At 37.8% G+C, this 19,819-nt stretch carries 17 protein-coding genes and 2 pseudogenes; 18 read left to right on the top strand and 1 reads right to left on the bottom strand.

Annotation, left to right across the window (positions count from 1 at the left end):
- Nucleotides 1-753: 753 nt before the first annotated feature.
- From ACFXN8_RS20425 to ACFXN8_RS20380, 10 genes are all read left to right on the top strand, one after another.
- Nucleotides 754-2,130: a G5 domain-containing protein gene (locus tag ACFXN8_RS20425; protein ID WP_386847452.1), complete on the top strand. Its 1,377-nt coding sequence runs from the start codon at nucleotides 754-756 to the stop codon at nucleotides 2,128-2,130.
- Nucleotides 2,131-2,148: 18 nt separating this feature from the next.
- A complete protein-coding gene (locus tag ACFXN8_RS20420) occupies nucleotides 2,149-3,819 on the top strand; it encodes a GspE/PulE family protein (protein WP_386847451.1) in 1,671 nt (556 codons plus the stop codon).
- 14 nt (nucleotides 3,820-3,833) lie between these two features.
- A complete protein-coding gene (locus ACFXN8_RS20415; protein ID WP_386847450.1) occupies nucleotides 3,834-4,883 on the top strand; it encodes a type IV pilus twitching motility protein PilT in 1,050 nt (349 codons plus the stop codon).
- Nucleotides 4,880-6,085, top strand: coding sequence for a type II secretion system F family protein (locus ACFXN8_RS20410; protein ID WP_386847449.1), 1,206 nt, complete (start codon nucleotides 4,880-4,882; stop codon nucleotides 6,083-6,085). The genes ACFXN8_RS20415 and ACFXN8_RS20410 overlap by 4 nt, the downstream gene beginning before the upstream one ends.
- Nucleotides 6,086-6,190: 105 nt before the next feature.
- Nucleotides 6,191-6,646 carry a prepilin-type N-terminal cleavage/methylation domain-containing protein gene (locus ACFXN8_RS20405; protein WP_386847448.1) on the top strand — a complete coding sequence of 152 codons (456 nt, stop codon included), beginning with the start codon at nucleotides 6,191-6,193 and terminating at the stop codon, nucleotides 6,644-6,646.
- A gap of 102 nt (nucleotides 6,647-6,748) precedes the next feature.
- A complete protein-coding gene (gene pilM / locus ACFXN8_RS20400) occupies nucleotides 6,749-7,720 on the top strand; it encodes a type IV pilus biogenesis protein PilM (protein WP_386847447.1) in 972 nt (323 codons plus the stop codon).
- A complete protein-coding gene (locus ACFXN8_RS20395) occupies nucleotides 7,720-8,313 on the top strand; it encodes a PilN domain-containing protein (RefSeq protein ID WP_386847446.1) in 594 nt (197 codons plus the stop codon). Before pilM ends, ACFXN8_RS20395 begins: the two co-directional genes overlap by 1 nt.
- Nucleotides 8,310-9,035: a potassium transporter gene (locus tag ACFXN8_RS20390; RefSeq protein WP_386847445.1), complete on the top strand. Its 726-nt coding sequence runs from the start codon at nucleotides 8,310-8,312 to the stop codon at nucleotides 9,033-9,035. Before ACFXN8_RS20395 ends, ACFXN8_RS20390 begins: the two co-directional genes overlap by 4 nt.
- A 59-nt stretch (nucleotides 9,036-9,094) precedes the next feature.
- Nucleotides 9,095-9,847, top strand: coding sequence for a prepilin peptidase (locus ACFXN8_RS20385; protein WP_386847444.1), 753 nt, complete (start codon nucleotides 9,095-9,097; stop codon nucleotides 9,845-9,847).
- A 100-nt stretch (nucleotides 9,848-9,947) separates the two neighbouring features.
- A complete protein-coding gene (locus tag ACFXN8_RS20380; protein ID WP_386847443.1) occupies nucleotides 9,948-10,670 on the top strand; it encodes a gamma-glutamyl-gamma-aminobutyrate hydrolase family protein in 723 nt (240 codons plus the stop codon).
- Between the two features lie 356 nt (nucleotides 10,671-11,026).
- Here ACFXN8_RS20380 and lexA read toward each other — a convergent pair whose 3' ends face one another.
- The gene (lexA, locus tag ACFXN8_RS20375) at nucleotides 11,027-11,644 is read right to left on the bottom strand and encodes a transcriptional repressor LexA (RefSeq protein ID WP_376069561.1); all 618 of its coding nucleotides are present in this window, start codon (nucleotides 11,642-11,644) and stop codon (nucleotides 11,027-11,029) included.
- Between the two features lie 162 nt (nucleotides 11,645-11,806).
- Between lexA and yneA the strand changes: the two genes are divergently transcribed.
- The 8 genes and pseudogenes from yneA to ACFXN8_RS20330 all read left to right on the top strand — a co-directional run.
- The gene (gene yneA / locus ACFXN8_RS20370; RefSeq protein WP_376069564.1) at nucleotides 11,807-12,124 is read left to right on the top strand and encodes a cell division suppressor protein YneA; all 318 of its coding nucleotides are present in this window, start codon (nucleotides 11,807-11,809) and stop codon (nucleotides 12,122-12,124) included.
- Complete coding sequence (locus tag ACFXN8_RS20365) at nucleotides 12,121-12,786, top strand: YneB family resolvase-like protein (RefSeq protein ID WP_386847442.1); 666 nt, start codon at nucleotides 12,121-12,123, stop codon at nucleotides 12,784-12,786. The genes yneA and ACFXN8_RS20365 overlap by 4 nt, the downstream gene beginning before the upstream one ends.
- Before the next feature lie 359 nt (nucleotides 12,787-13,145).
- A pseudogene (locus ACFXN8_RS20360) lies at nucleotides 13,146-13,247 on the top strand (hypothetical protein); the annotation flags it as partial.
- 78 nt (nucleotides 13,248-13,325) lie between these two features.
- On the top strand, nucleotides 13,326-13,847 hold the full coding sequence (locus tag ACFXN8_RS20355; RefSeq protein WP_386847468.1) for a transposase: 522 nt from the start codon (nucleotides 13,326-13,328) through the stop codon (nucleotides 13,845-13,847).
- Nucleotides 13,848-14,596: 749 nt separating this feature from the next.
- On the top strand, nucleotides 14,597-14,878 hold the full coding sequence (locus ACFXN8_RS20350) for a hypothetical protein (protein WP_386847441.1): 282 nt from the start codon (nucleotides 14,597-14,599) through the stop codon (nucleotides 14,876-14,878).
- Nucleotides 14,879-15,001: 123 nt separating this feature from the next.
- Nucleotides 15,002-15,370 (top strand): annotated as a pseudogene (locus ACFXN8_RS20345) (cysteine peptidase family C39 domain-containing protein).
- A 124-nt stretch (nucleotides 15,371-15,494) separates the two neighbouring features.
- Nucleotides 15,495-16,124 carry a hypothetical protein gene (locus tag ACFXN8_RS20340; RefSeq protein ID WP_386847440.1) on the top strand — a complete coding sequence of 210 codons (630 nt, stop codon included), beginning with the start codon at nucleotides 15,495-15,497 and terminating at the stop codon, nucleotides 16,122-16,124.
- Between the two features lie 489 nt (nucleotides 16,125-16,613).
- On the top strand, nucleotides 16,614-19,819 hold a 3,206-nt coding region (locus tag ACFXN8_RS20330; protein WP_386847439.1), incomplete at its 3' end, for a GLUG motif-containing protein.

Genomic DNA, 19,819 nt, shown 5'->3' with positions numbered 1-19,819 from the left:
TAACGCTGTTTAGAATCCGATTTCTGACTTTTATACAATATTATACTAAGTTTGTCTTCTTAGTAATGACATTATTTCTACAACTAAATAATTAGCTTTAGAGAAGTTTATAGAGCAATGCTGCCTATGACGATTAGTGGAATGGGGTTCATACTAGTGAGGCGGTATTGAGAAAGTAATAGAAAAGGGTTATTTAGAGAGTCTGTAATCAAATCAGATTTTCTAAATAACCCTTATTTTAATTTTGGTTAAAACTTTTATGAATATAATTTAGGCTATTACCACGGACTGCAGTTAGAATTGTTCGTTTGCAGAAATGCCGTCATAATTATGTTTTGTTTTGAATAGAAAAAGCTTTTAAGCATATTAAGTGTAGTACTATCTCTTGTTGAAAATAGAAAGGGTTTACTATTTGAATTCAACTGCAACCATTCTAATGATTTATCTTTGATACCCAAACTTAATAGTCTTTTCTGTCTAGAATGGCTGATTCAAAAAGCGTGTATCGAAAGTTGCGTAAGGATATATACCCTGATTTTATAGTCCATAAAACACATTAACAACATTTCAATAGTGATTACAATTTCATACTTATAAAATGCAAGTTCACTAAATTTTAACTATTTTCGGGACGTAAGACTCATTTTAAAATGTAATTTGTGTTGTATTGTGAAAGCATGGATAAAAAGTAATTGTAATATGTGAGTAAATAGACATTTGTTTTTTGACTATATTTGTAAAGGTGATGGGGCTATGAAATTATACTTGAAGTTAGGCGCAATGGTAGCTGTTCTAATCATCTTATTAACAGTTTGGGTACCTAATATAATCGTAGATCGAGCACTGGCTAGAGGTGATGAATCTACAATCGGTGGGATAGCAGTGAAGGATTTAGAGGATGGTGATATTGAAAATGCTTTACAAGATGCCATTCATACTTGGCAAGACACTCCTGTTAGCGTAGAAGGGGCCAATATTACGATTTCACTGGATCCAAAATTGTTTGTATTTGATGTAGAGAGTTCTATGGCTGAATATCATAGTTTAACAGACAAGTCTTGGTTTGCTTTTTGGGAGCAAGGACAAGCGGTACATATACCCTTACATGTGGAAGTAGATCATCAGGTGAAGAAGCAGCTTGAGGCTACTGGTGTATGGGAGGTTGAAGCGACCTTGAATGCGATTATCACTCAAGTTTCCTCTTTAAAAAGTCATAAAATCACTGCAACAGTTGCAGATACTCATTTAATAGAAGCGGAGCGTTTGGCTCTATCGATTGAGAAAATACCTACAAATGCAATAGGTGTTGATAAATTAACGAATACGCTAAATGATTCTATTATTTTACCGGAAGTGCCGTTTTCTTATTTAACAACGATAGAAGAAAAATATGACGAAGCAAATAGTGAAGCCATTAATTTCGTAGCCTCCATGCTTTATCATGCTGCTCTTCAAACCGATTATGAGATTTCAGAGAGACATTCCCAAGAAGAGAAGCCAAATTATTTACAGCAAGGTTTGGATGCGAGGGTAAATCGTGCGTTAGATAAAGATTTTCAATTTATAAACCGTTCTGATCAATCGAATAAGTTAAAACTCACAGTAGAAGGTGATTCTTTAAAAGTGGAATTACTAGCTCAAAAAAAAGAAAAAGAAATCTCTGTTCGAGTTAGTAAAGATAAGATCATACAACCACGGGTCATAATTCGCTATTCTAAAGACTTACCAGTAGGCAGCGAAGAGGTTCTCCAAGAAGGTCAAGATGGCGTAAGGGTCGAAGTTTATCGCTCGGTTTTAGAAAATGGTAACACTACGGAGGAACTAGTCAGCCGTGACTATTATCCACCAGTTAATAAAATCATTGTGAAATCTTCAAGACAGCCTGATGTTCCAGAAAATGATAGTGAAAAAATAGAAACTATCGACTCGAATGATCCTGATTTAAACATGGATTTAGACGGAGATGGGTTACCAGATACACAATCTGAAAATGAAAAATCCGGCAATAATGCTGCAGAAACCAATAAAGATACATCTGCAAATACGAATACTTCAAAAGACCCAAATGATCCTGAGATTGTATATGGCTACTATGATAAAGGTGGGAATTTTATACAAACAAGCCCATAAAGAGAGGAGCAACCGTGAATGGTCGTAAAAACTGGGCGAAAGCGCTTAGGTGATTTACTTGTTGAATCTGGAGTAATAACAAATGTGCAATTAGAATTTGCGCTTACTAACAAAACAAAAGATGAGAAATTAGGCGATTTTCTCATAAAAGAAAATATTTTAACCGAGCAACAGTTAATCGAAGTACTAGAGTTTCAGCTAGGAATCCCGCACATTCATTTGAATCAATATTCAATAAGTCCGGACTTACTTCAACTTGTTCCAGCTGAACTCGCTAAACGAACAAATATTATTCCAATTCGTCGTGAAAAAAATAAACTTTTCATCGCGATGGCTGACCCGATGGATTATTTTGCGATTGAGGAAGTACGTATGGCGACAGGCTGCCAAATCGAAACAAGTATTGCAGCTAAGGATGACTTATACCGTACCCTAACGAAATACTATGATTTACAAGAGTCTATGGAAGCTGCATTGCTCGACATTGGCGCGACAGTTGCTGAAACACAAGAGGAAATTGAACGAGAGGATTCTCCGATTGTTCGATTAGTTAATCAGATCATTGCGAACGGAGTTGCCCAACGAGCGAGCGATATCCACTTTGACCCACAGGAGACGGATTTAAGGGTTCGCTATCGAGTAGACGGTGTATTGAGAACCGAGCGCTCGTTACCGAAACATATGCAAAATATAATATTAGCACGTATCAAAATTATGGGTAATTTGAATATTACGGAAAATCGAATTCCTCAAGACGGACGTATTAAAACGAATGTTAATTTCAAGCCAGTAGATATTCGACTTTCGACTCTTCCGACTGTTTATGGAGAAAAAGTCGTGATGCGTATTTTGGACTTGAGTAGTGTAGCCAATTCTATTGACAAGCTTGGCTTTACAGAGCAAAACGAAGTCCTTTTCCGAAACATGATTGACAATCCTAATGGTATTTTGCTAATAACGGGCCCTACAGGATCAGGGAAATCATCTACATTATATGCGGCCTTAAGCGACTTGAATGAAGAAGATGTAAACATCATTACAGTAGAAGATCCAGTGGAATATCAGCTCGATGGTATAAATCAAATTCAAGTGAAAGAAGAAGTAGGTTTAACATTTGCGGCTGGATTGCGTTCCATTTTGCGTCAAGACCCAGATATAGTAATGATAGGTGAAATAAGGGATTTTGAAACAGCGCAAATAGCAGTACGTGCCTCGTTAACAGGGCATTTAGTTTTAAGTACGTTACATACAAATAGTGCAGTTGAGTCAATTTCTCGACTACAGGATATGGGAATAGAACCGTTTTTGTTATCCTCTTCACTAGTAGGGATTATGGCACAGCGCTTAGTACGACGAATTTGCCGAGACTGTGGAGAAGACTATACTTTTACGAAGCATGAATTGGAAATAATGCATAATAACGGCATTGATGGAGTTACCCATGGAAGACGTGGAAGAGGCTGTCCTTCGTGTAATCAAACAGGATATCGTGGACGGATGGCTATTCATGAAATTTTACCAATCGATCGCAATATTAAAGAAATGATATTAAGTCGAAGTAGCGATAGTGCGATGCGTGATTATATGAAACAAGAAGGCTATTACACATTACTAGTAGATGGGTTGTTAAAAGTAGTAGAAGGACAAACAACCACTTCAGAAGTATTGCGTGTAGCAAATGCAGATTAGGATGTGAATCGTTCATGACAACATGTAGAAATATTAATGAGCTATTAACACGCGCATTTGAAGAAAAAGCGTCTGATCTTCATTTAACAAAGGGCATCCCACCTGTCTATCGTATCCATGGACAACTAGAACAGTATGGGAGTGAACTCCTAACTTCTGAAGAATTACAGACAATGGTGAAAACTATTTTACCTGAGCATAAATTACAAGAATTTCAAGATAAAGGGGAAACTGATTTTAACTATTCATTGCCTGGGAAATGTCGCTTTCGTGTAAATGCTTATCATCAACGACATGAAGTGACAATAGCTGCCCGTTTGATTGAAGCAAAAATTCCTTCCATTGAATCGTTAAATATGCCACAGATACTGTATCAATTAGCAGAAAAACCACAGGGTCTTATTTTAGTAACAGGTCCAACAGGTTCTGGTAAATCTACAACGCTTGCTGCAATGATTGATCATATTAATGAAACAAAATCAAAGCATATTATAACGCTTGAGGACCCAATTGAATATTTACATACACATAAAAAATCCATTATCAATCAACGTGAAGTAGGGGTTGATACTCAGAGCTTTGCCAATGGTTTGCGTGCTGCTCTTCGTCAAGACCCTGACCTTATTTTAGTAGGCGAGATGCGTGACTACGAAACGATTTCAACAGCTATCACAGCTGCAGAAACGGGCCATTTAGTGATGGCGACATTACATACAAGTAGTGCTCCGACTACGATTGACCGTATAATAGATGTTTTTCCACCACATCAGCAGGGACAAATTCGTGTGCAACTAGCCAATGTTTTAGTGGGCATTATTTCACAGCGTTTATTTGTACGTAAGGGTGCCAAGGGGCGAATTGCTGCTACTGAAATATTAGTACAAGCACCATCTATTTCAAATTTAATTCGAAATGAAAAGGTTCATCAAATTCCTACTGTTATGCAGACGAGTAAAGCTTTAGGTATGCATACTTTGGAATCTTCTATGCAGCAACTAATCGCCATGGGGGAAATTTCTTTGGAAGACGCAAGGCCATATATGAATGCGGGGGATTATAATTGACCGTTTTTCGATATAGTGGACGCACAAAAACAGGTGCACACAAAAAAGGAAATATTGACGCGACCAACAAAATAGTGGCACTTGAAAAATTACGAGCGCAAGGCATTAATGCCCGTGAGTTGGAAGAGTCTAAAAGCATTTTACACAAAGACTTAAATATTGGCGGTAAAGTAAAGCATCAGGATTTCGTTATTTACTGTCGTCAATATGCAACACTAATCCGTGCTGGCGTTTCAATTGTAGAGGCAACACATATTTTAAGTACACAAACGAAAAGTAAAGCATTAAAAAAAGCATTAGAGCAAGTAGAAGAAGATATACGTGGGGGTACAGCGTTTTCAGATGCAGCCGCCAAGCATCCAAAGGTTTTTCCAGTAATGTTTATTAATATGATGCGCTCTGGTGAGGCAACAGGGAATATCGATGAGACGCTAGAGCGTTTAGCAGGGACACTTGAAAAACAATTCAAAATTAAGAAGAAAGTACAATCAGCATTAACATATCCCGCAATTTTATCTGTGCTGACAATTGCTGTAGGTATGTTTCTAATGATATTTATCGTTCCGACGTTTATGGCTACTTTTGATGAAATGGACATGGAAATGCCAATGCTAACTGTTGTTGTTGTCAGTATTTCAGATTGGTTAATAGCATACTGGTATATTGCAATTGGGATTCTCATATTGTCGATTCTTCTATTTCGATTTTTCTATAAAAATAATAAGCAATTTCATTACAATGTGAACTATGCATTATTACGGTTACCTGTATTTGGTATTTTAATGCAAAAAAATGTAATATCTCGCATGACTAGAACCTTATCATCTCTGTTCAGTAGTTCGGTGCCCATTCTACATGCACTGACAATTGTTGAGAAAGTTGTAGGGAATCCAGTTGTAGGTAAGGTTGTACTGGAGGCAAGAGATAACCTAGAAAAAGGCGGTACATTGTCTGAGCCACTAGAAAAAAGTTGGCTATTCCCGCCTTTAGTAACCCAAATGACATCTATCGGAGAGAAAACAGGTTCTCTTGATTATATGCTCGAAAAGATAGCGGATTTTTATGAGGAAGAAGTGGATCGCTCCGTTGATACATTAAAATCGCTCATAGAACCATTAATGATACTCGTTTTAGCAGCGGTTGTAGGAGTGATTGTTGCAGCAATTTTCCTACCAATGTTCGCATTATACGAAAATATGTAAGCGTACTAACTTTTAAGGGGGTGGTATAGAAAAGACGGTAGTAGTTGTTGTTGTAGAGGTACATATTTTCGGACTAATCATAGCAATTTATAAGGAGGAACAACGATGTTCAAAAAAATCATGAACAAAAAACTGTTAAAAAATCAAAAAGGTTTAACATTAATCGAGCTATTAGCAGTAATCGTAATTCTAGCGATTATTGCGGCTATTGCAATTCCTGCGATTGGGAATATTATTAATAATTCTAAAGACAAAGCAATCCTTTCAGATGCTGCTGGTTTACTTTCAGGTGCAAAAATTGCTATTGCTGATGGAGCTTGTAGTGAAACAGTTAAAGAAATTACCTGTGGAAAAGATGTACTTGCCGACGTTTTTGAGGGTAAAGATAAATTAATTGATAGCGATAAAGTAACGTATGATAAATCAAAATCGGAATATAGAATAAGTTATGGTGAATTAGTAAATATTGTAAATGTGAAAAAATTTACTATCACTGGTTTTACAGCAGGCAAAGATACTTCTATAACTGATAAAACTTTAAATAAAGTTATGAGTAAGTAATTGATCTTTCAAAGAACATCCAATTCGCGAATTGGATGTTCAAATGAAAGATTAATATATTCGATTTTTGTTATAAAAATCAAAAAGGAGGCATCTTTTCACATGTTTACAAAAAAGAAAAAATCGCATGTGTCGATTGAAATAAAGGATTATATATTACGTGCGATTGTGGCAAAAGGTGCTGATCCGTCGCAATGGAAAGGCTATGAAATGCCATTAGCGCAGGGAATTGTTGAAGGATCTGTTATTCATGATGAAATGGAATTGTTTGATGTAATGAAAAATAATGTGGCAAAATGGGCAGGCAAAAAGCAAAATGCGCGTATTTTTGTACCGGATACTTCCGTTTTGTTGAAGAGCTTTGAGCATCCTGATGATATAGAGTGGAATGAATTAAAAGGGTATGTGGAGATGGAGCTTGGTCAGTCCATTCATCTTCCATTCCAAGATCCTCTTATTGATGTATATGACCCAAAACCTAGCGATGGGCAGGCCATGCTATTTGCAGCACCTTCAGAAGAAGTGACGAAAATGATTGGACTTTTACTCGATGCTACATTAGATCCGCAAGTAGCAGATATCCGTGCATTGTGTAATATTCGTCTGTTAGAGTATTTGCAGTTAATAAAGGATAATCGAACTTATTTAATAGCGGATTGGTCCATCAATGAATTGTCGATTAGTATTTTTTCATATGGTCAGCTTGAATTTTTACGGTATCAATCATTTGATACAGATTTATCGGAATGGAAGTTTGAAGAGATTGAGGAGTTTAGTTTTTCTTATCGTTTAGATGCAGAAGATGATTATCGTATCATACTTACCGATCAAATGCTTGAAATCGATCGTATCATGAATTTTTTTAAGTTTTCCTTACATAAAGGTGAGAAAAGTGTCGATGAGATTATCATTTTAGGAGATAATCCATTACTACCTACGATTAAAGATTTGTTAGAAAATAATTTTTCGACACCGATTATTATGTTAAATGATTCAGTCATTCAGAAATCATTCCCTCAATTTTCAGAGGAATTTGCAAGCTTAATTGGACTTGCATTAAAGGAGGTTAACTAATGGTACCAGAAATTAACCTCTTGCCGAATTTGGAAAAGAAGCATTCAACCCCTACTTCAATATATATAGTATTTATTATTCTTATTGGTATGATAGTAGGATATATGGTTTTCTTGTTTTTCCAAGCAAAAAGTGATCTTACAAAATTAAGTGCGCAGGAAGTGGAGCTTTCATCCCAACACGAACAACTTCAAACTGAGTTAGATGTAAAGAGAAATGTGAACAAAGGCTCATTGGAACAATCTGTACAATTTGTGGAAAAAGTCTCGTATCCAGTGACCCCCTTAATGGATGAAACCCAAGTATTGTTACCGGAGCAAACGTATTTAAGGGATTATGTATTTGGTGAAAAAAATGTTGAAGTTACGGCTGATTTTGAAACAATGTCAGCCATATCATCTTATTTAGAAAAGCTAACGGCAAGTCCCTATTTCAATGATATACAGGTTGATACTATTGCTAATTTTGATGTATCTATAGGAAATCAAGAGGAAGAAAGTGCGAAGAACAAGTTTAAGGAAGTGCCACGTTATTCGGCAACTATTTTATTAGGAATTGATTTTAAATTTCTCGCTGGAGGTAGAGAATCATGACTAGTAGTAAAAATTCAACGATTCTTATCTTAACAGCTTTCATTGCAGCCATTTTATTTGCGCTATATTACTATATAGTAACACCTAAATTAGAAGAAGTAGATGCGAAGGAAAATTCAATTAACTCCCTTCAACAAGAAATGTCTACAATTCAGAAGCAAATTGCTTTAATTGAAGAGAATGGCAAATCAGCTAGTACAAGTAATTTAACATTGCGTAAAAAGGTACCTCAAACTCGAGCTATTGAAGAGGTAATTCGAAATATTGAAGAGATTGAAGCGGTGACGGGAACACGGGTAGAAGCTATGGACTTTAATAATTATGATTCGCTCGTAATGGATTCTACTATGACAGATCCCAACTCGACAAATTCTGAGGAACAGGCTGAACCAAAGCAACCTGCAAATGAAGCTGAGGAACAAGCTGTTGCTAAAAATGATGAAACGCCTGAAACGAAAGATAAAATACCAACTGCAACTTTCACTAAAGACTCCTTACCAAAAGAATTAAAACTAGTAACATTTAATGTTGATGTTGACGCATTAGACAATAAAGCAATGGTTGAGTTTATAAAAGAGATTGAAAAAATTGATCGTGTCATGAAAATTGATGCAATCGATTTCACATCAACTGGAGAGGAAGCAAAATTCCAGGAGGATGCAGATACAACCTTAAAATCAACCATACAAGTAACGACGTTCTATTATGAAGGACAACTGTAAATTAGATGGCGCGCATACTTCAAATGTATGGGCGTCTATTAGTATAGGAGGACATAAAAATGGAGATTGCTTATACAATTACTGTTTTCATATTTGGGCTCGTTTTAGGCTCGTTTTTTAATGTAGTTGGCTTACGTGTGCCCTTGAAGGAGTCCATTGTGCGTCCACCCTCGCATTGCACTTCTTGTAAGAGACAGTTGACGGCGCTTGATTTGGTGCCTGTTTTGTCTTATGTATTTTTAGGAGGAAAATGCCGTAGCTGTGGGCAAAAAATTTCTTGGATTTATCCATTGATGGAACTTATAACAGGCGTATTATTTGCCTTTGCTTATTGGAAATTAGGCTTTAGTGCAGAATTTTTCGTAGCACTATTATTTATTTCATTATTAGTCATTATTGTTGTATCGGATTTTGCGTATATGCTTATTCCTAATAAGGTACTACTATTCTTTTTGCCTTTGCTAGTTTTAGGGCGCGTCATATCGCCTTTGTCTCCGTGGTGGGACAGTATAGTTGGTGCTGTTGTAGGATTTGGCATATTATATTGTATAGCTATCCTATCAAGAGGTGGAATGGGTGGAGGCGATATTAAATTATTCTTTTTACTTGGTCTTGTACTTGGGACAATACATGCACTTCTGACGCTATTTATAGCCGCTGTGATTGGCATGATTGTTGGAATAGTTGTGTTAAAAGTACGCGGACAGGGAAGAAAAACGCCTATACCATTCGGGCCGTCTATTGCTCTAGCGGCTATTATTATCTATTTCTATGGGGATGCGTTGATGGATTGGTATCTCGGGTTTTGGTAATTAATCAGGGGTGCCCTCAATGGTTCATCGTCTTCATCAATCAGGCTTTTTCAGGCAGAGTTAATGCGAGATCAATCTTGTAGATCATGGAGGGGATAAGATGAAACCAATTATCGGTATAACAGCCTTTGTAGAGGATGATTTGTCCTCAAGATTAAATGCCGCCTACAGCAAAAGTATAATTGAGGCTGGGGGTGTTCCACTAATAATTCCGCTTGGAGTGGAAGAGGATGTAGCACAAATTTTATCGTTGACGGACGGATTATTACTATCGGGCGGACATGATGTACATCCATTTCTTTTTGGTGCAGAACCTACACCAAAATTAGGGAAGGTTCATCCAGAAAGGGATTCCGTAGAACTTTCCTTAATTGAAGCCGCCTTTATTCGGAAAATGCCGATTTTCGGAATTTGTCGAGGGATTCAAATGCTAAATGTTGCGTTTGGAGGCACGGTCTATCAAGATATTGAGAGCGAGTATCACAGTCGGAAATTAATAAAGCACATGCAACAAGCGGCACGGGGCGTTACTACACATCATGTTCATCTAACACCTGATACATTATTAACAACGATGATCGAGGAAGAAAAAATTGCGGTGAATTCATTTCATCATCAGGCAATAAACGTAGTAGCAGAAAAATTGAAAGTGGTAGCCAAATCAAGTGATGGTATCATTGAAGCGGTAGTACACGAAGATTTACCATTTTGTCTAGCAGTACAGTGGCATCCTGAGGAGCTAGCCATTGCAGGAGATGAAGTATCCAAGAAATTATTTACTGCATTTGTAAAGGCAAGTTTGAAGTTTAAGATAGAGGCATAAAACTTGATAAGCGTTTAATGGCATAGATTTTTTTACCTAAGGGCAAGATAACCTTGGTGATAAACATGAAAAAATAGAGTTAGTGTATATAAGTTGATTGGAGTGGAGGCTGGGCGACTCCTTGGGGATTAGCGGCTCATCGGACGCCCCCAGGAAAGCGCCCAGCCGGAACGGAAATCAACCCACGTTATGGAGATGAGCTGATTTAAGTAACTAAAGGCTTTGCTAGGTGTAGAAATCCATTTTAAAGTGGGTTTTTTTAATGTTTAAAATAACACTCAAAAAATAAGAAAAAGAGGTATATGCCCATTTGTGAACATAAAATCCTCTTTTTATACTGTACTATTGAGATACTTTTAATGTACACGACGATAAAGACCTACAACATGTCCCAAAATAGAAACTTGGTCTACGATAATTGGCTCCATTGTTGCGTTTTCAGGCTGTAAACGGAAATGACTTTTTTCCTTAAAGAAACGCTTTACAGTTGCCTCATTCTCTTCAGTCATTGCTACGACAATATCACCATTATCAGCAGTTGCTTTTTGTTTAACAATCACTAAATCTCCGTCTAAAATGCCAGCTTCAATCATTGATTCACCCATAATTTCTAGCATAAATAACTGATCTTCACTTGTACCATAAATATCTGGTAGTGGGAAATATTCATCGATATTTTCAACAGCAGTTATCGGAGAACCTGCAGTAACCTTCCCAACAAGTGGGACATGTATAACATGTTGCTTTTGAATAGAATCCTCTGGCTCTAGAATTTCAATGGCACGTGGCTTAGTTGGGTCGCGTCGAATCAAGCCTTTTTGCTCTAAACGAGCTAAATGTCCATGAACTGTAGAGCTTGAAGCAAGTCCAACTGCTTCACCAATCTCACGTACAGATGGTGGATACCCCTTTGTGCGCACCTCTTCTTTAATGAAATCTAAAATGGCCTCTTGTCTTTTCGAAACTTTTTTCATGATTGCTCACCTCTTTTTTCTAATCATTCTACTTATTAGTAGTATAGCAGAATGCGAACACTTAAGCAAACATAGGTTCGAAAAGTGTTTGACAAAAACGTTTGTTCGCATTATTATAAGAACGTATATTCCGAACAAACATTCTCGAAAGGGGTTATAAACATGAACTGGTTTAAAAAAAATCCACATATTACAACTTTATTAGGAGCTTGTCTACTATTTACAGCATATCTTTTTATAACAGACCCAGGCGAGGTTACATACGCTGAAATTGAAATCGAACATGGTGATAGCTTATGGTCGTTAGCCGAACAATACCGTGGTAAAATGAAGTCGGATGAATGGATTAAGCTTGTTAAGGCAGAAAATGAATTATCGAACGTACGAATTATTGCAGGTAAATCTCTAGTGATTCCAGTAGTGGGTGACGACCAACCAAACCCTATAAATTCAATTGAAATTGCGAGAAATGTAAAATGATAACTAAACAACAATCGGCTGTTGTCTATTGCCGTGTGAGTACAGAAAAAGAGACACAAAGCTCCTCGTTAGAGCGTCAGGAGGAGGAGCTAGTACGCTATGCTAAAGAGCAGGGTTACGAAGTGAAGCGTGTTTTTAAGGATAAGCATAGCGGCTATGATGTGGAACGAGAAGGTTTACTAGAAATGCTTGATTTCATAAAAGAAAAAGAAGTTACAGCATTATTTGTGCAGGATGAGACACGCTTAGGACGTGGAAATGCTCGAATGGCCGTGTTGCATTTATTGCAGAAAACTGAAACGAATGTTTTCTCTATGCGAGACGCGGGACCTGTACAATTAAATGAAATGGATACGATGCTCCTAGAAATTTTAGCAATTGTAGAGGAGTACCAGCGCAGAATCCATAATGCTAAAATACGTCGTGGCATGCGTCGTGCTGTTGAAAATGGCTATCGCCCTGAAAACAATTTATCTAATCGAGGGAATCCAAACGGTCAAGAACGCAAGGATGTACCTGTAGAGGAAATTGTAAATCTTCGTAATCGAGGTTTTACCTTTGAGGAAATCGCTTTAACACTTAGAGGTCTTGGCTTTGAGGTAAGTAAAGCTACTGTACATCGGAGATATCGGGAGCATCAAGAGGAAAGATTGCAAAAATAAAGTGACGTTTAATCAGTGGGAGTTTTGTCGTCCCGCTGATTTTTTTATTGTTAAGGAAATTATAAATCTTATACGAGGAGGAAGCTTGGTGGAATTCAATAATCGGGAATTATTAAACGCATTTTACAAGATTATTTCAGTGGTTTTTGGGAAATTCATCAAGAGAAGTCTCCCAGATCCTATCGGAAAGATATTGGGGAAACGATTCAAAAAACGATTCGATGTGGTTCAAGAAGTCTAGGCTATATTCATTACGAATGCTGGGGTTGTTCTGGTGATGCCAAATTAGTATTTATTTCTCTTGTAAAAGTTGATTTTGCAATAAATGTGGAAAGAAGTATACAGATGATTGGTCAGATAAACAACAGGAATTAGTGTTCAATGTGTCTCATAGTCGTATGGTATTTACGATTCCAGAGGAGCTTCGAAATGTGTTATTTCAGGATAGGAAAAAGTTGTAGGAGTTAAGTCGATTAGTTGCTCAAGAATTTGAATATTACTACTAAAATCGTTCTAAAAAGCGTCGACTAAAGCCCAGAATTATCACAGTCATTCATACGTTTGGGCGAGATTTAAAGTTTAATCCGCATATCCATGTACTTGTCACAGAAGGAGCGATAGAAGTCCAGCGATTAGATTGGATTCCTTACGAATATTTAAGAAAATCGTGGCAGAAGGTGGTACTAGATTCAATGAAGCTGTGGTATCCAGAGAATCTAGCTGTTCAGAATATAATCAATGAATTATATAAACGTTATACCAAAGGATTTAATGTGAATGCTGAAAAGAAGATGAAGAATGCGAAAGGAGCAGCTAAATATATTGGAGAATATCTTATACGTCCTGCCATCGCGGAATATCGGATTATTGGCTATGACGGTAAAGAAGTAATCTTTTGGTATGAAGATCATCAAACAGGAAAACGAGTAACGGTGAAACAGTTGGTATTTCGTTTTCTTTACAATTTAATACAGCGCATTCCCCCCCCCAAGCATTCATTTCCTAAATATCGAGAAACAAATAATAGAAAGGGATATTGTGCAGAGTATTCCAGAATATAAAGATGGAGAGGTTATAAAAATAGAAGAAATAGACGTTATCTGCCGTTTTAGAAATGACGCAAAAAGTAAATTAAGACGAGCGTTTACCAAAAGTGATTGATGGGTATAAAGGGTTGATCATATTAGCGGATTTACTGAAAATGTAGAAAACGAATGAGTCAAATGGTACGCTTTAATAAATTATACGAAATGGTTTTTTGTAGAAACTATTACAAAAGTTTTATATTCAGTATTGACATTCCAGAAGCTGTGTTTTTAAAATGGAATTAGAATATTTTTTATTTTTTAAAATATTTTATGAATGAGGTGGTTGGTTGAGGCAATGGAGTAAAATTTTTATTTATATTTCAATAGTAGTAGATCTTTACTAGTTCTATCTGTGAGTAGTATATTTGCTGCTCCAATAACAACTTCAAAAGAGGATTTAAAGAGGTTGGAAACTCTAGAAACTAGAAGGGCGGAAGAAGAGGCTAATTTCCAAATGGGTGTTGGACTCTCTAATGAATTAAGAGATGGTTATCTAAAACGGGAAAGATTACCGTAAGATGATAGACTTTGTAGCGTGGTGCGAATACCGAATAGCGGAATAAGATTATTCAAGAGATCGATTTACGGAAGCCCTCTTACGTCTCGATGATATTCAAAAACAATTTAACAAAACAGATATTGCTATTGAGGTATAAATTCTGGCTGCAGAAATCATAGAAAGTCCCTATAATCCTAAACGAAATCCCTCAACAGCTGAAAAGATGTTAAATGATGCTGAGCAAGAAACCGTAGGAGATGACAGAATAGCTGTTGCTAATCTCGTTTTCAAAGCTGGTAAACAAAAGGAAAAACGTAATTTAAGAGCAATAAAGCTAATAGTACATAATACAAAAGAGAAAAAGTTCAAAAAGAAGAGCACTATTGATTACTCTATCTCTCGTGAAATTAAGAAAAAGCATAATGAAAACCTAGCAAAAATATATCGTCTTTCTGCTTTTTCTCACGTAAGGAAGGTAACTATACTGAAGTGTATGCTAAATTAAGTAAATTGGTTAATGAGTATACAGGAGAAAATCCTTATATTTACTTTACAGAAACAACCACATTAGAGGATAAAAAGCATTGGCATTAGCAGCACAGGGTAAGAAAAATGAAGCTATTGTTAAATTAAAAGCGACCCTACATGTGGAACAGCAGCTCTTCAAATGGCGCTGTCTAAGATCGGACACACAGTTCCTTTAGATAAGTTAGTAAAAACGGCTGGGACAAATGAAGAAAGAACTACAATGTTAGGATTAATAGCTGCTTCTCAACAATAGGGTGTGTAAGCGTATGGATTGGAAATTGGTAAATCAGAGCTCTCTAATGCGCCATTACCGGCTATTTTTTTACTGCATGATCACTATTTAACAGTCACTGCTGTTTCAAAAGAAGAGGTCATTATGTATGATCCATTAGTAGGAAGGATGAATAAATCCATATCTGATTTAGATGCACTTTGGGATGGGAAACTGATTCTTTTTGCTAATAAATAAGTAGAGGCTTCTTAAAATCTATCGGTAGTTAGAGCTCTCTCAGTAGAGGAAAGTCAGCAGTTAAAAGGACAAATACTTATGTGGAAATCAGGGTGGTAATCCAGGATGCAATAGTGCTCCTTGCGTGAATTATGAAAAATTGAGTCCTGAAGCAGATGGGGAAATGGACGGGATGATTTATACAAATGAAAGAGTACGAGGAAATAATAAATCCAAACAGCATCTTTACTTTTTAGTGGGAACGACAATGTACATATTAAATACCCTTTATATTATAATTCTCAAGGTTCGACGACGGACAGTCCGTTTGGTCCAGGATGGCAGGCAGGCAAATTATTCAGATCATGTGGAATTAATTAGTGGAAATATACAGAGGTTAACTAGTGACGGTAGTCGGCTTATGTATAGTCGCAATATTGATTGTACATTTACAGCACCTCCAGGTAGATTTGAGAGCATCACACAGCATAACGATGGGACGATTACAATTTCGAAGAAAAATCTTGAACAATGGAAATTTAATGATAAAGGTCAGATTATCAGTAAGCTAAATTCTAATGGAAATGGAGTTATACAGGAAAATCTTGTTCGATTCACGGATACAAATGGCATTGCAATGTCTGTTTCTTATGGTGAATTTATGTATGAGGATGCGAAATATTTAACAAAAATTGAATTTGCAGATAAACGATCTATAAGTTATGGATATTCTTCTACCTTTTTTTCCTCTGTTATTGATAACGAAGATGATTGATCCATTAAAAGGGGAAACCAGCTATACGTAACAGAATTAGGAAATAAAGTTCAATATAGCTATGGATGCTTCCGGAAATCGTATAGCTATAGTCGATGCCCCTGGAAATAAAACATTTTAAACGTATAACGACAAAGGGCAAGTAGCAAAAGTTACTGATGCATTAGGACAGGTAACAAAAGTATGCCTATGATTTAAAAGGAAACCTCCTTACGATTACAAATCCGGTAAGTAAAAGTATGACTTAGATGAACGCGGTAACTCAGTGTAATGGATTTTGCAGGAGCAACCTCCCGATATGATGGATAGCTACTTCGAGAAAGTAGTCCATTGGGTCATACAATTACGTATGAATACGATAACTTAGGGAACCGAACAAAATATGCTTATGATTTTTATGGACATGTTATTCAAAATACTTATCTGGATGGTTTATCAGAGACCATACAGTATGAAGTACAAAGATTTATGTTGAAAGGGGGATAAAAATTGAACAAGAAAGTGATACGATCAATATTTATACTAATGCTTATTAGTACTCTCATTTTAGAGAATCTTTCGTTTGCTCTTCCCGCATCCGCAAACGAAAACTTAGACAACACTGCTGACGCTGCTGCTGACGCTGCTGCTGACGCTGCTGCTGACGCTACTGCTGACGCTACTGATTTTCTTGATGAACTAGCGATGTCAGGTGCAACTGGCGAAGGACTAAAAGAAAAGATTGCCCAAAAGGTGATGGAGGAAGTTGCCAAAAGAACTGTAAACAATGCCGGTGAAATACTCTTGAACGCAATGAACCAAGACAAATTGGCGGAAGCTGTTGGCGGTGGAATAATTTTTGACGGTGTAGAAGTTTATGGATACATCAGCGACATGATCAAAGCGTATACCGACTATAATGCCGCAGGGGAAGATCGATTTGATGAGGCAGATGCAAGCAGAGAGATGTTTAGTGCCTCATTTCAAGCTCTCAGTTTCGCGTTGAAAAAAGCTGTTCCCGGTTTAGGGCATATGGTCGCCCTTTATCTTGACACAGGTAGTAAACTGCTGGACGGACCGGTGAAGGATACTATTCAGATGATAAAGAACAGACGCATACAGGACATAACTATTGCAATAAGCGCTGGGGATGGAAGCCCTGACTCTTTTGCCGAAGATTTGGCTGTGGCATATGGACTGTATGACGAATATCTTCAGCTAGTAGCAGAAAGAGACGCGTTGAGTTCGTCCTTGGATTCTGATGAAGCTTACATAAAACTTTACGATGCACTTACTGGCAATAATAGCTGGGAAGACGCAAAGAGCCGACTCAATGAAATCAACTCTGAATTTGGAGATATACAAAAAGTTTTCGACGACTTAGCCAAAGCGATTGAGAAAGGCGGATACAAGCAGAGCGAGTTCGATAAACTGCCGCAATATTTGCAGGATTTTATCAAAAAATTATGCAACGATGCCTTTGTCGATATAGGGGATATTTTTGACGAAGGGAAAGGTACCACAAGTCCATTGTCCATCAATTTAGATGGCACCGGTATTGAAACCATACCCTTGCGGAACGGAGTGTATTTCGATCACACAGGAAACGGGTTCAGGATAAAAACCGGATGGGTCGCTCCGAACACCGGGCTACTGGTGCATGATATCAACGGCAACGGCAAAATAGATAACGGTCTTGAACTTTTTGGCAACAATACGCGCTTGAAGAACGGCAAATTGGCAGCCAACGGATTTGAAGCCTTAAAGGACTTAAACGAGAGTTCCGACGGCATTTTTGACGAGCGAAGCACTGCTTACCATGAGTTATACCTGTGGTTTGACTATAACAGCAACGGCAAAACAGAACCGGATGAACTTATTTCCTTAAATGATGCGGGTATTATCTCTGTTGATTTGAACTATGTCAATTCGGATTTTGTAGATGCCAACGGCAATACATTTAAGCAGATTAGTACCGCTGTCTTGGCGGACGGTACGGTCGTTGATATGGTAGATATCTGGTTCGTTCGTGATGTACAGGACTCCAAAGCGGTCGACCGGGTAAGAGTAAGTGATGACATAAAAGCCTTGCCGCAAATAAGAGGTTTCGGTACAACATATAGTTTGCAACAAGCTATGATGTTTGATAGTAGCGGTCAGCTTCAAGTCCTTGTGGAGCAGTTTGTTGCGGAAAAGGATGAGGCAACGCGAAGAAATCTTGTTCCTCAAATTCTTTACAAGTGGACAGGTAAAACTACCAACTTAGCGGCTTTAGAAGCGCTTTATGGAGAAAAATATACAGGCGGCACAGGACCTAACGCTACGGCGGTTCTCAACAGAGGCTTTGACAAAGTGGCTGATGCTGTATATGAGATATTAATGGCACAGTCGCATTATTGTTACCTGTACGGGAAGATGGAGATGATCGGCGGCACTGATAGTGAACCGATATTCGATTTATCTTCGACTGCTAATGAAATAATAAGCATGCTTTCCGACGATCAATACGCAGGGGAAAAACTATTGGTCGATTTCATCACTAACATGTATAAGCTAACCATGCTTGATTCAGTTGAGCTTAAAGGGTTCATAAACACTTTTGACGCTAAGAATGATCGTTACAGGCTTATAGCCGAAATGACAACCAAAAACATTGTTTTTGGAACAGCTGGAAATGATAATCTGGAGGGTACAAACGGAGATACGGCATTTATAAGCGGCCCTGGCAACAACACATTTACCAGCGGCAATGGCGATGATACTTATTTCTTTGCTCATGGCATTGGCGTAAATACGATTACAAACACAGGTGGGAATAACACAATTATTCTATCCGACGTAAATCCAGACGATGTGGACATTAAGAAAACTATCGCCAAGGACAAGGGCAAACAAAACGTGGAAATAACCTTTGCAGGGAGCTCTGGGAAGATTATCCTTCAAGATTGTTTCTATGACACTGGCTATACGCTTGTTTTCTCAAATGGAAGCACCATAGATTTGTTTCCAGTTGTGAATGTTGCTACAGCAAACGAATTGCAAAGCATTGCTAATGATATGTACGGCAACTATCGGCTAATAGCTGACATCAACTTGGATGGGGTAGATTGGAAACCGATTGGCACTTCATCTGCACCATTTTACGGACGGCTAGATGGCAACGGCTATACCATCAAAAATCTGGACATAAATCTGCCTAGCCAAGACTATGTAGGCTTGTTCGGCTATAGTAAGGCTGCCATTATGAATCTCACGATAGAAGGCGCAGAAGTTAAGGGCAGGAACTATACGGGGATTCTTAGTGGATATAACGCTGGTCGGATTGAGGGCATCATGGTCAACGGAATTGGAACGCTGAACGGCAGCAGTTACGTGGGCGGTCTAGCCGGTTACAGCAACGGAATCATAAAGGCCAGTGAAGTAAACGGCATAGCGACGCTAAAAGGCACAAGCAGCTATGCAGGCGGATTCATAGGACAAAATGCGGGAACCGTCGAGGAGTCTCTGGCAACTAATATCTCAATACTGAACGGACCTAATTATGTAGGCGGCTTCGCCGGAAGCAACAGTGGGACAATTACAGACAGCAAGGCCAACGGCCTATCCATATTGACCGGACCCGATAGCAATGTAGGCGGCTTTGTTGGATATATGAATGGGGGCGTAATAAAGAAATCTTACGCCACTGATGCGGTGAAAGGTTCTAGCTATGTGGG

This window comes from Lysinibacillus sp. NPDC059133 (assembly GCF_042755925.1).
Lineage (GTDB): Bacteria > Bacillota > Bacilli > Bacillales_A > Planococcaceae > Lysinibacillus.
This window is presented reverse-complemented; position numbering and strand designations above follow the sequence as displayed.

Excerpts from the sequence above, each read along its gene's own strand:
- ACFXN8_RS20425 (WP_386847452.1), top strand. The coding sequence starts at position 754 with ATGAAATTATACTTGAAGTTAGGCGCAATGGTAGCTGTTCTAATCATC.
- ACFXN8_RS20420 (WP_386847451.1), top strand. The coding sequence starts at position 2,149 with ATGGTCGTAAAAACTGGGCGAAAGCGCTTAGGTGATTTACTTGTTGAA.
- ACFXN8_RS20415 (WP_386847450.1), top strand. The coding sequence starts at position 3,834 with ATGACAACATGTAGAAATATTAATGAGCTATTAACACGCGCATTTGAA.
- ACFXN8_RS20405 (WP_386847448.1), top strand. The coding sequence starts at position 6,191 with ATGTTCAAAAAAATCATGAACAAAAAACTGTTAAAAAATCAAAAAGGT.
- pilM (WP_386847447.1), top strand. The coding sequence starts at position 6,749 with ATGTTTACAAAAAAGAAAAAATCGCATGTGTCGATTGAAATAAAGGAT.
- ACFXN8_RS20395 (WP_386847446.1), top strand. The coding sequence starts at position 7,720 with ATGGTACCAGAAATTAACCTCTTGCCGAATTTGGAAAAGAAGCATTCA.
- ACFXN8_RS20390 (WP_386847445.1), top strand. The coding sequence starts at position 8,310 with ATGACTAGTAGTAAAAATTCAACGATTCTTATCTTAACAGCTTTCATT.
- ACFXN8_RS20385 (WP_386847444.1), top strand. The coding sequence starts at position 9,095 with ATGGAGATTGCTTATACAATTACTGTTTTCATATTTGGGCTCGTTTTA.
- ACFXN8_RS20380 (WP_386847443.1), top strand. The coding sequence starts at position 9,948 with ATGAAACCAATTATCGGTATAACAGCCTTTGTAGAGGATGATTTGTCC.
- lexA (WP_376069561.1), bottom strand. The coding sequence starts at position 11,644 with ATGAAAAAAGTTTCGAAAAGACAAGAGGCCATTTTAGATTTCATTAAA.
- yneA (WP_376069564.1), top strand. The coding sequence starts at position 11,807 with ATGAACTGGTTTAAAAAAAATCCACATATTACAACTTTATTAGGAGCT.
- ACFXN8_RS20365 (WP_386847442.1), top strand. The coding sequence starts at position 12,121 with ATGATAACTAAACAACAATCGGCTGTTGTCTATTGCCGTGTGAGTACA.
- ACFXN8_RS20350 (WP_386847441.1), top strand. The coding sequence starts at position 14,597 with ATGTTAAATGATGCTGAGCAAGAAACCGTAGGAGATGACAGAATAGCT.